Annotated in this window: 10 protein-coding genes; 4 read left to right on the top strand and 6 right to left on the bottom strand. The window is 40.6% G+C overall.

Translation table 11 applies throughout. The features are described 5' to 3' along the window. Positions 1 to 34: 34 nt before the first annotated feature. From ADS77_RS11160 to ADS77_RS11150, 3 genes are read right to left on the bottom strand one after another with little or no spacing between them, the layout of a single operon-like run. Positions 35 to 334, bottom strand: coding sequence for an AzlD domain-containing protein (locus tag ADS77_RS11160; RefSeq protein WP_054205275.1), 300 nt, complete (start codon positions 332 to 334; stop codon positions 35 to 37). Then, entirely contained in the window at positions 331 to 1,017 is a 687-nt protein-coding gene (locus ADS77_RS11155; RefSeq protein WP_054454501.1) for an AzlC family ABC transporter permease, read from the bottom strand. The genes ADS77_RS11160 and ADS77_RS11155 overlap by 4 nt, the downstream gene beginning before the upstream one ends. Before the next feature lie 29 nt (positions 1,018 to 1,046). Then, positions 1,047 to 1,898, bottom strand: a complete 852-nt coding sequence (locus ADS77_RS11150; RefSeq protein ID WP_082355670.1) for an AraC family transcriptional regulator — start codon at positions 1,896 to 1,898, stop codon at positions 1,047 to 1,049. Between the two features lie 172 nt (positions 1,899 to 2,070). Between ADS77_RS11150 and ADS77_RS11145 the strand changes: the two genes are divergently transcribed. Continuing rightward, a complete protein-coding gene (locus tag ADS77_RS11145) occupies positions 2,071 to 2,742 on the top strand; it encodes a cytochrome b/b6 domain-containing protein (RefSeq protein ID WP_054454458.1) in 672 nt (223 codons plus the stop codon). Between the two features lie 64 nt (positions 2,743 to 2,806). Here ADS77_RS11145 and ADS77_RS11140 read toward each other — a convergent pair whose 3' ends face one another. Together ADS77_RS11140 and ADS77_RS11135 are read right to left on the bottom strand one after the other, a co-directional pair. Further along, positions 2,807 to 3,259: a c-type cytochrome gene (locus ADS77_RS11140; RefSeq protein WP_054205273.1), complete on the bottom strand. Its 453-nt coding sequence runs from the start codon at positions 3,257 to 3,259 to the stop codon at positions 2,807 to 2,809. 139 nt (positions 3,260 to 3,398) lie between these two features. Continuing rightward, entirely contained in the window at positions 3,399 to 3,869 is a 471-nt protein-coding gene (locus ADS77_RS11135) for a DUF2721 domain-containing protein (RefSeq protein ID WP_054205272.1), read from the bottom strand. A 232-nt stretch (positions 3,870 to 4,101) separates the two neighbouring features. Here ADS77_RS11135 and ADS77_RS11130 point away from each other — a divergent pair, with 232 nt between their 5' ends. The 3 genes from ADS77_RS11130 to ADS77_RS11120 all read left to right on the top strand — a co-directional run bounded on the left by ADS77_RS11130 (position 4,102) and on the right by ADS77_RS11120 (position 13,880). Continuing rightward, positions 4,102 to 7,791 carry a S8 family serine peptidase gene (locus tag ADS77_RS11130; RefSeq protein ID WP_054454456.1) on the top strand — a complete coding sequence of 1,230 codons (3,690 nt, stop codon included), beginning with the start codon at positions 4,102 to 4,104 and terminating at the stop codon, positions 7,789 to 7,791. A gap of 200 nt (positions 7,792 to 7,991) precedes the next feature. Beyond that, positions 7,992 to 11,483, top strand: a complete 3,492-nt coding sequence (locus ADS77_RS11125) for a S8 family serine peptidase (protein WP_054454454.1) — start codon at positions 7,992 to 7,994, stop codon at positions 11,481 to 11,483. A gap of 216 nt (positions 11,484 to 11,699) precedes the next feature. Continuing rightward, complete coding sequence (locus ADS77_RS11120; protein WP_054454452.1) at positions 11,700 to 13,880, top strand: S9 family peptidase; 2,181 nt, start codon at positions 11,700 to 11,702, stop codon at positions 13,878 to 13,880. Positions 13,881 to 13,904: 24 nt separating this feature from the next. Here the strand turns inward: ADS77_RS11120 and ADS77_RS11115 are convergent, their stop codons facing one another. Then, a complete protein-coding gene (locus ADS77_RS11115; RefSeq protein ID WP_054454450.1) occupies positions 13,905 to 15,386 on the bottom strand; it encodes a sensor histidine kinase in 1,482 nt (493 codons plus the stop codon). Positions 15,387 to 15,429 lie beyond the last annotated feature (43 nt).

Genomic DNA, 15,429 nt, shown 5'->3' with positions numbered 1-15,429 from the left:
GTATCGGCAATTGAATTGGCGCATTGATTTGGCGCTAATTCAAAATTAAAAACAGGCCCATACCAGCCAGCGTTGTGTAGTAAATGTTATGCGTTTTATACGCGACAATAATTGCGACAACTGCAGCGCTGAGGTATGGGTTTTGCCAGTTTAGGTTAATACCATTATCTGTTACAAATACGATAGGCACCCAAATAGCAGTGAGCACTGCAGGGGCGCTAAAGCTTAAAAATTGCTGCATTTTTGGTCCGACTTTAAAGGGCAAAGCGCGGTGTAAAAATAAGTAACGGGTAAAAAAAGTAATACAGGCCATTAATAAAATAGTTGTCATCATGATTTAGGCGCCTGTTTTATATGTATTTGGCTATTTATGCGACTAATAACACGGCTAATAATATACCCCACGGTCATAGCACTCAGTGCAGCAACAACCAACCACAACTCAAACCCTTGGCTTTTTAAAACGCTAGCAACTATGCCTGCGGTTACAACCGTTGCTAAGGTTGCAAGGTTTTTTATGCCAGGAATAACCAGCGCTATAAATGTTGCGGCAATGGCAAAATCTAAACCGAGGGTGGTTAAATCGGGCAATAAACTCCCTGCTACAATGCCAATAAAAGTCCATAAATTCCACGCTATATAAAAACTAAATCCGGCACTTAGCGCATAGGTTAAACGCGTTTTTGTACGGTAGGCTTTGCGGTGGTGAGAAAATGCAAATAATTCATCAGTGAGTACAAAGCTTACAGGTAGGCGCCAACGCAAAGGTTGATCTATTACTTTGTGGCGTACCGCTAACCCATATAAAAAATGCCGTGAACTAATAATAAAAGTAGTAAATAAAATAGTTAATAACGGCGTATTACCAGCCATTAGTTCAATGGCAACCAGTTGCGCTGAGCCTGCAAAAACCAATAGTGACATAGCTTGTGTTTCGAGAGCTGTAAAACCATTCTGTACCGCTAACGATCCACATAAAATACCCCATGGGATCACCGCTAAACACAGCGGTAGCATATCTAAAAAACCTTTAAGTAATGCCTTTTTCACTGTGTATCCTTCGTTAATGAACTGCTAAATAGATTTCTATATTGGCCAGGCGTAATGCCAATGCGAGATTTAAAGTGATGATGTAAGTGACTTTGATCATGAAAGCCACATTCGTTTGCTGTTTGGCTGACATTTAAACCATGTTTTAACAATGTCTTTGCATGGCGAATACGGCGCTGTATTTGGTATGCATGAGGAGTTAAACCATATTGTTTTTTATATTGGCGAATAAAATGAAATGGACTCATGTGACTCAGGGCGGCTATTCGCTCAAGGCTTATCTCTTCACAGCAATATTCATCAAGGTATTGCTGTGCATGTGTAAGGTTTGCTTTGGGTTTTAGTTGTTTTAATTGTCGGTAATCTTGTTTAAATGACAGCATTAACTGAGTCATCACACTGTAAAATAAGCTTTCAGTGTGCAGTTGGTTATTATTTTTCACTGTAGTTGTTAAGCAATTAAGTAGTTGATTTAATTCGTGTGTAAGTGAGCGATTGTTGTAAACAGCAAAATCAAAATAAGGTGCGCCACAGCGAATACCTATTAACTCTTGAGAAAGTGCGTCAAATTGCTCTGGATGCGGATACATTGCTCTGTATGACCAGCCTGCTTCGGTTGCTGTTTGGCCATTATGAATTTGGTCGGCATTGACTAAAATAATACTATTTTTTGGTGCGATATGGTCACTGCCACTGCGATAAAACTTTTGCGCGCCGCAATCAATTAAACCAATGGTGTAGCCTTCATGGCTATGGCGTGAAAAATTCTGATGAGTAAAGCGTGCTTGTAAAGCCTCTAACCCGCCTAATTTCTCATGGTGATAAAAAGTTGATTGTTCATCTTTCATTGGCGCCGCTTTTGTTATTTTAGCTCTTATAGCTTTGAGTATATCTAAACCAATATACAAAGCTTGTAAAAAATTGCGCGTTATACCTGCGGTTATTCGCCGCGTTGAAATAGTCGTGTAAAGCAGTCTGTGGCATTATTATAGAGTATATATTTAAGAGGTAGTTATTACGATGGATGATCAAGTGGTTAAACGTATTAAAGTATGGGATGGGTTTATTCGTAGCTTTCACTGGCTACTCGTAATAGCAATTGCCACACTGTATTTTAGTGCTGAAGAAGGCATGATGGAACTGCATTTTATCGCAGGTTTTTTTACATTAGCGCTGCTGTTAACGCGTCTTATATGGGGCTTAATTGGTAGTAAAACGGCGAAGTTAAGTGCATTACTACATTCTCCTATTGCGGCAATCAAATCGTTTAAACAAACTAATGAGCCAGTGGGTCATGGTGCTGCGGGCAGTTATATGGTGCTCGCTTTTTTTGCATTGTTATTGGTGCAGTTAGTGAGTGGCTTAATGACCACGGACGATATTTTAACCGACGGACCATTGGTGCAATATGCCTCTAATAATGTGGTTGAGTGGGCGGGCTGGTTGCACCACACAAATTTCGACTTATTATTTTATGCGATTATTTTACACGTTGTGGCAATTGTTATTTACCGCATTAAAGGCAAAAGGTTAGTTAAAGCGATGGTCACCGGGTATACGGACAAAGAAGCAGGTAATGCAGAGGTTAAAGTAACCAAATCGCCTTGGTTAGCAATTGTTATTTTTGTTGTATTACTAGGTGGACTATTGATGACATGGGGCGCAGAGCCGCTAAGTTATTTAGTTAGTTAGCAATTAAAAAACAAAAATGGCGCTGATTGAGCGCCATTTTGTTTAAAGCTTATCGGTTCAAAGATTAATCTTTAAATGATGTGTGGCAATCTTTACAGCCTTTAGCCCAAGGACCAAACGCTTTGGCAATTAGCTTTTTATCACCAGATTGTGCAGCAACGGCTAGCTCATCAGCATATTGCTGAAATGCAGTTGCTTTTTTCATAAAGGTTTCGTTATCACTCCAAATTGCTGGAAGGGCAGATGTATCGCCTTTATCAGTGCCAGCGCCAAATGCTTCCCATGGCATTTTAGACAATGCTGCTGCATTATTTGCACGCTTTTGAAAGCGTTGTGCATCAAACTCTACTTTGCCTTTTAGCATGTCGCCCATATCACCAATTTGTACACGGATCATTGAAAATGCAGCTTGGCGATATTCAATCGCATCACTTGGCTCTTCAAATACAGATTCAGCTGATGCGCCCAGCGCTAATGTTGATAATACTGTGCCTAAAAATAGCTGTTTTAATTTCATTCCTTTCGCCCCTTAATTGTATTCATAGCGTTAACAACCGTTGTTGTATATCAGTAGGTCATATTATTCAAGTTTATTGCGGTTAAACTTAACTTAGCTTTAACCATTAAACTTAAGTTATCGTTTTTGATTCATATTTTTAGTCATTGATATCTATGTCGGCAAATATCATTCCTCTGCGCATACTGCGCGTGGCTAAGAATACTTCACCAAGGAGTGACATAAACGCACAAATCAGTAACGCCATGGCGCCGACAAAACAACTACCGATAGTGACTCCTAAATTAACTGCCTGAATATGCGATAAAAACAGCAGCATAACCACGGCACACACAAGTACAGCACTTAATACACTTAAACTAAATGCGATATGGATAAAGCGAGATCGTTTTAGTAGTGCTCTGAGCTCTGTGGTTAGCGAGGTATTAAATTCCTCATCGGTACTGACCTTCAATTTACGTTCAAGTTGGCGGGCTCTGTCAGTTATTCGTGCTAAACGATTTGATAATACGCCCAACGTTGCGGCAATACCTGTGATCAAAAATACCGGCGCTACAGCTGTCTGTATTACCTTAGCCATTGTTAATATATTGATAACTTCATTGTTCATTAGTTTCTCTTTTGGGTATTGTTGCGTTTGTGTTTACATTCATTTACAAGGGTGAATATTTAAAATTTCATTATAATCAGCGTTTTGAGATTTATTGTTTTGTTTGTAGAAACAAAGTGTAAACGGTAAGTAATAAAATAGTTGTTATTTACGACATTATGGTTTTATATTGTACATGACTTAAAGTCTCGAATAAAAACAATCATAACCATTATATATCCAGGGGAATACTATGAATTCTAATTCAATTAAGCGAACGGCGGTTGCTCTTGCTGTCGCAAGTGCTTTTTGCGCATCAGCTCATGCTAATAATTTTGAAAAATATAATCTGACGTCTCAAAAAAATGTCCAATCTACAGCTGGCGTAAAAAAAGAACAGGTTCGCGGCGAAGCATCTAGCTGGTTGATTAAACTGCATGCCCCTGCAACAGCTCAAGTAGTAAGTACTGACGTTTCAGCTGTTCGTACGCAAGCTTTAGTAGCGCAAACAAGTGTTGAGCAAGCTATTTCTTCTATGGATTTGCAGCTACAAGTCATTGCAAAAACGTCTACTCTAGTGAGTTCAATCGTCGTTAACGGTAATCAAGAAGACGTAGCACGTTTATTGAATAATCAACAAGTAGAGGCGATTTACCCAGTATATGATTACGAGCTAAGTGTTGCAGATAGCGCTGATTACATAATGGCGACACCATTAGTTGAAAGTGGTGTTGCATCAGGCCAAGGCATTAAAGTTGCTGTGCTTGATACTGGTGTTGATTATACCCACGCAGCATTTGGTGGGGCGGGCACTAAAGAAGCATATGATGCTGCAGTGGCAGATCCAGCAAGTGTTGATTGGCCGCAAGCGCAAATCAAAGGCGGCTATGACTATATAAATGATGATGCCGATCCAATCGATGTTAACACTAACCACGGTACACACGTTTCTAATTCAGTAAATGGTATTGCCCCAAATGTTGATCTTTACGTATATTCAGTATGTAACAGTGGTTGTCCTGGTTTAGCCCAGTTACTTGCTCTTGAAAATGCAATGGATCCGAATAAAGATGGTGACATTTCCGACCGTGTTGATGTTATTAACATGTCACTGGGTGGTGATTATGGTGACTTTGCAAATGACGCGGTAGGTCTATTTATTAATAAAGCGGTTAAACTAGGTACTAACGTTGTTATTTCAGCGGGTAATGACGGCGCATATCCATTTATTGTTGGCGGACCTAGTACATCTGAAAATGCACTGTCTGTAGGTGCAATGACTCACCCAACGGGCGACCAAGGTATCGGTAATGGCATGGTTGATGGTAAAGATGTCACCGTGCAACCAGCTAGTTTCGGTCCTCAAACAGCATTTAGTTTTGCCACGGGTGATATTGAGCTGGTTTACCCAGCTGAAAATCAAACTGCGTGTGTCGACTTTGCTGAGGGTATTGATTTTACAGGTAAAGGCGTGATTATTGACCGCGGTGGCTGTGCATTTACAACAAAAGTATTGGCAGCACAAGCTAAAGGCGCTGCATTTGTGATTATCGCCAATAATTCAGATGATGGTACACCGGCACCTATGGGGGGCTCTGATGCTGCCGTAACGATTCCATCAGTTGGTGTTAACTTAGAAACGGGTATGGCACTTAAAGAAGGGAAAGAATTTACCCTTGCTGTAGAGCGCCTTGTACTAGCTGGGGCAATTGCTGACTTTACATCACGTGGTCCTTCAATGGGTGGATTACTAAAACCTGAAATTACCGCTCCAGGTGTAAATATCATGACTGCTCACCCAGGTTTAGGTGATGGCTTGACAGGTGCTACTGGTACTTCATTCTCTGGCCCTATAACCGCTGGTGCGATGAGCCTTCTTAAAGAAGCACACCCAGAACGCAATGCATTTGAGCTTAAAGCGACATTAATGAATGCTGCTAATCTTGATGTAACAATGGAGCCTCGCGCAATTAATCCAGATGCCGAACTTGCGCCAATTAGTTATATCGGTGCTGGCTTGGTTGATGTTAAAAAAGCAGCTGAATTACCAGTTGCAGCCTGGGCTAAAGACACTAAACAAGCTGCGCTTTCGTTTGGTTTAGTTAATGCCGCTGAAATGGTAGAGCTGACTAAAACGGTTCAAGTGAAGAACTTCTCAAACGTTGATAAAGTTTATACACTTTCATTAGAACAGCGTTATGCAAATGATGTAGAGCGTAACTCGTTAACAATGCAATACCCTGCAACAATCACTGTGCCTGCAGGTCAAACAATGTCATTTGACGTAATGGCAAAAATTGATCCTTCAACCTTGCCAGAGTGGACATTGGATGCATCTAATGTTGGTTCTGAGGCTGTCACAGCAGATTTAACGAACCTTGAATTAGACGGTGCGCTTGTTTTCTCTGAAGGGGATATGAAAGCGTTCCACCTTGTGTATCACGTATTACCAAAAGCAAATGCACAGGTAACGGTAACACCTGAAATGACTGAGAAAGGTCCAATGCATAAATTGACAAATACCGGTGCGACAGTGCTTAAACCAGTATTTGCGCCAGTTGTAGCAACAGGTGAGGTTGATGAAGATCAGCGCTTTGATATTGTCGGTGGATCAATTGAAACATTCGCAGTTTCTACTGATATATGTGCAGACGGTTTTGTAACACTAACAACAATGATCTTCAATGAAGGTATTACTCACACATACGTGGGTGGGTTCATGGCTGATTTTGACTTAGATCAAGATGGCACTTATGACATCACGGTTCAAAATGGTAAAAACGAATGGTTTTCTGACGATGTAGAACCAGGAAGTGCACTTACCTTTACACATGGTTATGGTTCAGGCAGTGGTAATCTAAATAATATCTATCAAGTTATCGGTAATAATCATTTCACAATGCAAAGTTGTTTAGGTGCATTTGGTTTAACTGCTGAAAGCATCGATACAGTAACAGCCAATGTTCGCTTTAGAACAGAAGAAGCGACATGGACACCTATCGCGACGGGTTCTGGTGATACCGTAATGGGTACTTATACATTTAGAGACGCATCTAACGACGTGTTAGCAGCTGTGGTTGACAGTAATGAAAATCAAATCACTGAGTTGCAACCTGGCGAGTCAGGAACATTGATGAATGCAGGACAAGACTTTATGGTCCTGTCTAGTTCAGGTTCAGCACCTTTAGTTGCGACACCTCGCGCAGACAGTGGTACAGCACCAATGGTTACTGATGCAGCGTTCTCGGTTGATGAAAATACGGTAAATGGCACTGTTATCGGTATGCTTGAAGTAACATATGGCGCTGACTTAGCTAATCCAGTGTCGGAGTTCATTGTTTTAAGCTCTACTTCTACGGCTATATCTGTTTCAAAAATGGGTGAAGTTACTGTGATGAATCAAGATATGCTTAACTACGAAGCAGGTCTGATGATGGTTGAACTGGAAGTCGTTGCGACTGATACCGCTGGAAATATTTCTGAGTCGGCGATGGTTACTGTCACTATAAATAATATTGCAGATGAAGGCGCTGAAGTAACACCTGTTGTTGATGCAGAACAAAGTTTCTCTGTGCAAGAAAATGCAGCAGTGGATACTGTCATTGGTTCAGTAACAGCAACAGACCCTGATGCGGATGCGACACCAATTGCTAGTTATACTGTGACGGGCAGTGAGCTTGTAAGTATTTCAGCTACAGGTGAACTGAAAGTCGCAGGCAGTATTGACTATGAAGCAATAACTGAGATTAAAGTAATGGTAGTTGCGGTCGATTCCATGGGTCATACATCTGAAGCTGTGGAGGTCATTATTGCAGTGACACAAGACCCAGCCGAAGATGTTGTTGTACCAACACCAGAGAAGAAAAGTTCAGGTGGTTCACTTGCTTGGTTGACGTTATTTGCTGCGCCATTTGCATTTATGCGTCGTCGTAAGCAAAAATAATCTGGTTTTTATTAGGTAATATTTACCTGAATTAAAGCACCGCCAATTGGCGGTGTTTTTGTTTTAACCTGTAATCATAAGTAACGACTGTTACATTTATTGTTTAGATGTTGTTTTTTTGTTTATTGATGGTGTAGTATTCGGAACTGTCAGTTCCTTTTAAGGAACACTTAATAACAATAATCTCGTCTGGGGAATTTATGTCTAACAAGTTAATTACAAAAACAGCCTTATCTCTTGCTGTCTCATCAGCGTTAATGGCAACAGCTGTGAACGCACAAACAGTAAACAGCGTAGCTGCATTAAATAACTACACAACAACAGCTTATACAGCTGATAATGTGCAAGAGCAGTCACCTTCGGCTCACATGATTGTGTTAAATGCAACGACAGCTGCAGATTTGATGACACAAGGTATTTATCAAGCAGGTGATAGCCGCGCAACAATGGCGCAAATTGAGCAAGTACAATCAGAAGTAACACTTGAACTTAGCAGCTTTGATTTCGATGCAAAAATTATCGGTCGCACTAAAGTGTTAGCACCTACACTAATAGTAGAAGCAACTCCTGAAGCTTTAGCTAAAATTGCATTAGATCCACGAGTAGCGAAAGTGCTACCTATGTATGACTATGAATTACATGTAGCTGCATCGGCTGATTATTTAAATGCCTCTCCTTTAGTTAGCACTGGTGTAGTGACAGGTAAGGGTCAAACAGTTGCAGTATTAGATACTGGTATTGATTACACTCACAAAATCTTTGGTGGTGCTGGTACTGTCGAAGCTTATGACGCTGCACAAGCAGATCCTACATCAGTTGCATGGCCACAAGGTCAAGTGCAAGGTGGTTACGATTACGTGCGTGATGATGCCGATCCAATTGAAAATGATCCGGCTGAACCAACGGAGGCAAATGCACCTACAAGTCACGGTACTTCGGTTTCTCATTCTGTAACAGGTATAGCCCCAGAAGTTGAGCTTTATGTTTATTCAGTATGTGGTGGTGGGTGTTCTGGTGCAGCACAGGCGGCTGCTTTAGAATCTGCAATGGATCCAAATGGTGATGGCGATATTTCTGACCGTGTTGATGTAATAAATATGTCACTTGGTGGTGAGTTTGGTGGCACTTATATTGATGGTGGCGCACAGCTTCTTATCCAAAAAGCTGTAGATTTAGGTGTTAATGTTGTTATTTCAGCGGGTAATGATAGCGACCATCCTTTCCGTGTTGGTGGACCAAGTACTACGCCTAATGCTTTATCTGTAGGCGCGATGACGCACCCAACATTAGAATCAGACGTATTAAGTGGGACTGTTGATGGTGCCGAAGTTGAATTAGGTTCTGCAAGCTTCGGTGCGCAAGGTGAATTTACATTTGGTAGTGATGACGCTGAATTAGTTTACCCTGATGCAAATCAAAATGGTTGTGATGCATTTGCTGATGATGTTGACTTTACGGGCAAAGCGGTGGTTATTGACCGTGGCGGTTGTGGTTTCTCAGTTAAAGCATTAAATGCACAAAAGAAAGGTGCTGCGTTTGTTGTTTTAGCTAACAATGCGGCGGGTGCAGCTCCAGGAATGGCCGCAAGTCCAGGTGCTGAAGCAGTAACAATTCGTACTGTTTCTGTAACACAAGAAGTGGGAGTGTTGTTAAAAGAAAAATTAGCAGCAGGTGAGCAACCAGTTTATAGTTTTACTGGTAAAAAAGTAATTAAAGCTGGTGCAGTAGCTACTTTCTCTTCACGTGGTCCTTCTATGGATGGTCTATTAAAGCCAGAAATTACAGCGCCAGGTACAAGTATTATGGTTGCTGCGACAGGTACGCAAGATAAGTTGGCACCTGCTTCAGGTACTTCATTCTCAGGACCAATCACAGCGGGTGCCATTGCATTAGTACGTGAAGCGCACCCAGAGCGTAATGCGCTTGAGATTAAAGCAACATTGATGAACTCAGCAAACTTAAATGTTACAAATGAGCCAGTTAGCATAGCACCTGACAGCGAGTTGGCACCAATCAGTATGATCGGTGCAGGTCTAGTTGACGTTGAGAAGGCAGTTAACTTACCAGTAGCAGCATGGGTTGATAGTGTTGAATATAGCACTCAACAAGCAGCTTTATCATTTGGTCTTGAACGTTTCAGTGAAGTAACATCATTCACAAAAACTGTAACAGTTAAGAATTTTTCAAATAAAGCGAAGACATATAACTTACGTACAGAAGCACGCTATACGAACGATGAAGATAGTGGCGCGATTAGCTGGGATATCCCTGCGAGCGTAACAATCGTCCCAGGGCAAGTTAGTAAGTTTGATGTAACGTTAACTGTTGATCCAAGCAAATTACATGCATGGACACTTGATAATCCATTTAGTGCTGAAGATATTACAGCGCGCAGTCCAGCATTGACGCTAGCTGAGTTTGATGGTGCATTAGTATTTGATGATGTAGACGATGCAGATTCAGATCATGCTTTACACATTGTTTACCATGCACTACCGAAAGCGGCAACTGAACTAAGTCTTGCTTCAGAAGTTGTAGGTAATTCAATGCAGCTAATTGTTGAAAATACAGGTGCAACAACTGTCTCTACATTAGCTGAAAACATCGTAGCTGTAGGCGTTGAAAAGTCAGTAGAAGAAGCGCCATTTAACATTCTTTCTACGACATTCAATGCATTGGCTGCTTCAGGGTGTGAGTCAGGCGTATTGTTTACAGCGTCAATTCAATTGCGTGATGAGCTTACACATGTGTTCCAAGCTGGCTACCGTTTAGATATTGATACTAACAACGATGGCGCTTATGACTTTTTAGTGCAAAACTACAATGACCGCGGTCGTGCTACGGCAACTCCAGGTCGTGCAAGAACAGTAATTGGTACTATTGGTGCTGATGGCGTGGAAACCTTACAGTATGTAACACCTCTTTATCAGTCAGCTGGTGAAGATACTATTACTTTTTCAGCATGTAGTAACTTAATTGGCCTAACGCAAGATAACTTAGGTGATACGTTAAATATTAAAGCATCTGCTGGTTATGCATCATATAGAGGTGGTGTATATTATGAAACAGATAGTATCGTAGGGTCTACGCCGTTCAGTACTTCTGCACCTGTTAGCCTAACTACACTTGATGGTGAAAATACACCTGTTACTGAACTTGCTCCAGGTGAAAGAGCTGTCGTGAATGCAACAGCACCATTTGCATTTACATCTACATCATTAAAAGATGTAGTTAAGCTTGTTACTACTGCAGATCTAGCGGTTCCTAGCATTTCAGCTCCAACGCTTGAAAATGCGACGTTTAGCGTAGTTGAAAATTCTGAAAACGGTTTAGTTATTGGTACAATTGCTGTTGTTGAGTCAAATAAAGATTTAGCTATTTCAGAGTTTTACGTTAAATCTAAAACGCACCAAGGGTTTGATGTTAATAATGATGGTGAAGTTGTTGTTAGCAACAGTGAGATGATTGACTTTGAAACAGGCGTTCAATCAGCTGAATTAGTAGTTGTTGCTATTGATGTTCAAGGTAACGTATCAGCACCTGCACTTATCACAGTTAATATTACTGACCTCGATGAAAATGTTGTTGTTACACCGGTTCCAGAACCTAAGAAGAAAAGTTCAGGTTCTTTAGCTTGGTTAACTTTATTAGCGGCACCATTCGCATTTATGCGTCGTCGTAAACAAAAATAAGAAGTTATAATTAACAATTACTAATGAGTAATTGAGAATTAAAAAATAAAAGGGAGCTTAGGCTCCCTTTTTACATTCTGTTACAAAGCAATATAGTAAGTTCTCTGTAATCAGATATATTGCTTAAGGAATAAAAATAATAAGACCAATTCAATAGCAGTGAAGCTTAAAGAGCCTGCCTAATTGGTTTATATAACTTAAGGGAATTTATTTATTATGAAAGTTGTTCAATCTTTTGCGCTGGCAGCATTATCTTTGGCTGTACTAGCGGGGTGCAATAAAGCACCAGAGCAAAAAAATGCTAGTGAAGCTAGCGTATCTCAGGAAATTAATATGGCAGGTGTAACGGCGCCAGTGGCTAATAAAATACCATTTGCAATGGAAATTCATGGTGATACTCGTACCGATAATTATTATTGGATGCGTGATGATGAGCGAAAAGATCCGGCTGTTATTGCACATCTGAATGCTGAAAATACGTATACAGACGCAATGCTAGCACACACTAAAACGTTGCAGGCTACGCTGTTTGAAGAGTTAAAAGGGCGTATTCAAAAAGACGATGATTCAGTGCCTACTAAAAGTGGTGACTTTTATTATTCATCGCAAACGCGTGGTGAAAACGAGTACCCAACTTATGTTCGCAGTAGCGATGCTAAAGGTACTGATCAAAAAGTTATATTAGATGTAAATGAGCTTGCCAAAGATCACGATTATTATTCGGCTACAGGTTTGTCTGTAAGCCCAAATGGTAATTTGTTAGCGTACGGTGAGGACACGGTAAGTCGTCGTATTTACACTATTTTAGTGAAAGATTTAAACACGGGTAAATTACTAGAAGATAAGCTCGAAGGGACCGATGGCGATATTGTCTGGGCTAACGACAATAAGACCTTCTATTACATTAAAAAAGACTTACAAACGTTGCTTGGCTATCAGGTCTACCGCCATACCTTAGGTACGCCACAAGCACAAGATGAATTAGTGTACGAAGAGACAAATACCAGCTATTACACTGGCCTTGGTAAAAGTAAAGACAAGCAAGAAATTTATATTTGGCATGGCAGTACGAGTGCCTCAGGCGTCTCTGTGATTGATGCTAACGATGCCAAATCAAAACCAACACGCTTAATCGAACGCGAAGAAAACCTTGAGTATGACATTGCCAAACATGGCGATACTTATTATATCGTCACTAATCTTAACGCGGTGAATTTTCAGCTTATGACTGTGCACAAAGACAAAGCACATGATAAAGCGAATTGGCGAACGCTGATCCCGGCACGTGATGAGATTAAACTTGAAGGTATCGACTTGTTTGCCGATCACCTGGTGTATAAAGAGCGTGAAATGGGTCAGTCTCGTTTAACGATACGTAATTTAACATCTGGCGATGAGCAACAATTGAGCTTTAACGATAGCAGTTATATGATTCATGCTTACGGCAATAATGAATTAGATAGCCAAAGTTTGCGTGTATATTACGCCAGTATGACAACCCCTGGTTCAACGTATGATATTGACTTAAATAGCACCGCTAAAACACTGTTAAAACAACAACAAGTTATGGGGGATTTTGACGCAGATAACTACGCATCAGAGCGACTATTTATTACCGCACGTGATGGCGTAAAAGTACCCGTAAGTTTGGTTTATCGTAAAGATAAATTCAAAAAAGACGGTACTAACCCATTATTGCAATATGCTTATGGATCATATGGCGCAACAATGGACCCAAGTTTTTCAAGTGGTCGCTTGAGCTTGCTTGATCGTGGTTTTGTATTTGCAATTGCGCATATTCGTGGTTCTCAAATGCTTGGTCGCCCTTGGTATGAAGACGGCAAGCTACTAAATAAAAAGAATACCTTTAATGACTTTGTTGATGTTACCAAAGGCTTAGTTACTCAGCAGTATGGCAATGAAGAGCAAATTTTTGCTATGGGCGGCAGTGCGGGTGGATTATTAATGGGGGCTGTGGCAAATCAAGCGCCAGAGCTTTATCAAGGGATGGTAGCGGCTGTACCATTTGTTGATGTAGTTACGACGATGCTTGATGCAAGCTTGCCATTAACAACCAATGAATACGGCGAGTGGGGCAATCCAAACGACAAAGTATATTATGATTATATGCTGTCGTATTCTCCGTATGACCAAGTAAGTAAGCAAGCGTATCCAAATATGTTGGTTACTACTGGTTTACATGACTCGCAGGTGCAGTATTTTGAACCTGCAAAGTGGGTCGCGAAACTACGTGACTTTAAGACAGATGATAACAAACTCCTGTTTAAAATCGATATGGAAGCAGGTCATGGCGGTGCATCAGGGCGTTTTAAAAGCCTTGAAGACACGGCGCTTAATTATGCCTTTATGTTAGATCTAGCAGGTATTAAAAAGTAACGATTAATCAAGGCGTGACAGAGGTTACGCCTTAATTTTTTGCGGCAGATTAAATCGAAACTGAGTACCTTTGCCCAACTCACTTTGAACGTTAATCTCGCTGTTCATTAGTTGCAATAAGCCTTTGCAAATAGCTAAGCCTAAACCACCTTGTTGACGGCCCGCTTTATTTGAATTACTGGCTTGATAATGAGGTTCAAATATTGCCGTTAATTCATCTTGATTAATTCCAACGCCCGTATCACTAACATCCACATAAAGCTGCTCAGATCCTACATCCTGCACATGTACAATGATTTTTCCACCCCTAGGGGTATGGCGAATCGCATTATCAATTAAGTTACTTAAAACCCGCTCCAGTTTGGCGATGTCGGCAACGACGGTAAAATCGCAAATCGCGGGCTCAACACTTAAATTAATTTCTTTGTGATCGGCTGTTAAACAAAACTTAGCAACACAATCGTAAATTAGCTCACCTAAATTGAGGGTTTCTGGGTGAATTTTCACTTGGCCATTTTCTAAGTTTGCTAACTCAAATATTTGCTCTATTAATTGTTTTAGCTGCTGACAGTTATCACTAGAAACGTCAAGGTAGTGCTGACGCTCTTGCGTGCTTAATTGGCGATGAGGCTGGTTTAGCACCTCTAAAAACCCTTGCAATGATGCCAGCGGCGTACGCAGATCATGTGATAAATGAGTGAGTAATTCGCGGCGTTGCTTGTCGCTTTGTTCTAGGGCTTTGAATTGCTCATCAATGCGCGTGAGCATAGCTTGAATGCCTCTACCAAGATTATCTACTTCATTATTTTTATTTGAATAGGCAGATAGTTTGCTATCGGTTAAGCTGTAATTAGCGGCTTCAATAAGACTTACTCCGGCTGCTAACTTCTTAATTGGAGCGGTAAAAAAGCGGAATAAAACCAGCATTGCAACAAACAAAAATAACAAAGCTGCCGCTAACCAAAGTACAGCCAGCCACAGACTATCATTGGCTTTGATATTGTTAAGAGTGGTGTCATAGGCTTCTCCACCAATAATCACATATAAATAACCCTGCAATGAGTCTTGATTATAAACAGGTGCAACAGAAAATATTTTTTGTTTATTATTATCTCGCGGGTCATCGCCATATAAAGGCGTAATTGTTGGATCGGTAATTAATCGCTTTAATGGTGTGAGGTTTATATGGCTACGCTTTACTTTTCCTGGTTCGGCTGAGTAAGTGAGGATTTTTCCTTGTGGATCAACAAAATAAAATTCAAAAGCAGGGCCTAATAACATTAAAGTATGAAATAGGTTTTCAAGCGCTTTATAGTCATAAATACCCTGTTTTATGAGCGGGTTATCTTGTACTAAATGTTCCGCAAGTTGTAGATGTAAATTTTGCTCGCCATGATGCTGAGAAGTTTGTTCAAGTTGCTTACTCCAACCGTAAACAAGTGCGCAAATAAAACAAAAAATAACGACTAAAGACCATGCTAGTTTTTGATACAGAGATAAATTCATGTGATTTTCACCCGTTGCTTTTTGAGCTGTGTTATTTCGTTAA

This window comes from Pseudoalteromonas porphyrae (assembly GCF_001298125.1).
GTDB classification, from domain to species: Bacteria; Pseudomonadota; Gammaproteobacteria; order Enterobacterales; family Alteromonadaceae; genus Pseudoalteromonas; species Pseudoalteromonas neustonica.
This window is presented reverse-complemented; position numbering and strand designations above follow the sequence as displayed.

Bases quoted from the DNA above. Each gene is read 5' to 3' on its own strand.
- ADS77_RS11160 (WP_054205275.1), bottom strand. From the start codon at position 334: ATGATGACAACTATTTTATTAATGGCCTGTATTACTTTTTTTACCCGT.
- ADS77_RS11155 (WP_054454501.1), bottom strand. From the start codon at position 1,017: ATGCTACCGCTGTGTTTAGCGGTGATCCCATGGGGTATTTTATGTGGA.
- ADS77_RS11150 (WP_082355670.1), bottom strand. From the start codon at position 1,898: ATGAAAGATGAACAATCAACTTTTTATCACCATGAGAAATTAGGCGGG.
- ADS77_RS11145 (WP_054454458.1), top strand. From the start codon at position 2,071: ATGGATGATCAAGTGGTTAAACGTATTAAAGTATGGGATGGGTTTATT.
- ADS77_RS11140 (WP_054205273.1), bottom strand. From the start codon at position 3,259: ATGAAATTAAAACAGCTATTTTTAGGCACAGTATTATCAACATTAGCG.
- ADS77_RS11135 (WP_054205272.1), bottom strand. From the start codon at position 3,869: ATGAACAATGAAGTTATCAATATATTAACAATGGCTAAGGTAATACAG.
- ADS77_RS11130 (WP_054454456.1), top strand. From the start codon at position 4,102: ATGAATTCTAATTCAATTAAGCGAACGGCGGTTGCTCTTGCTGTCGCA.
- ADS77_RS11125 (WP_054454454.1), top strand. From the start codon at position 7,992: ATGTCTAACAAGTTAATTACAAAAACAGCCTTATCTCTTGCTGTCTCA.
- ADS77_RS11120 (WP_054454452.1), top strand. From the start codon at position 11,700: ATGAAAGTTGTTCAATCTTTTGCGCTGGCAGCATTATCTTTGGCTGTA.
- ADS77_RS11115 (WP_054454450.1), bottom strand. From the start codon at position 15,386: ATGAATTTATCTCTGTATCAAAAACTAGCATGGTCTTTAGTCGTTATT.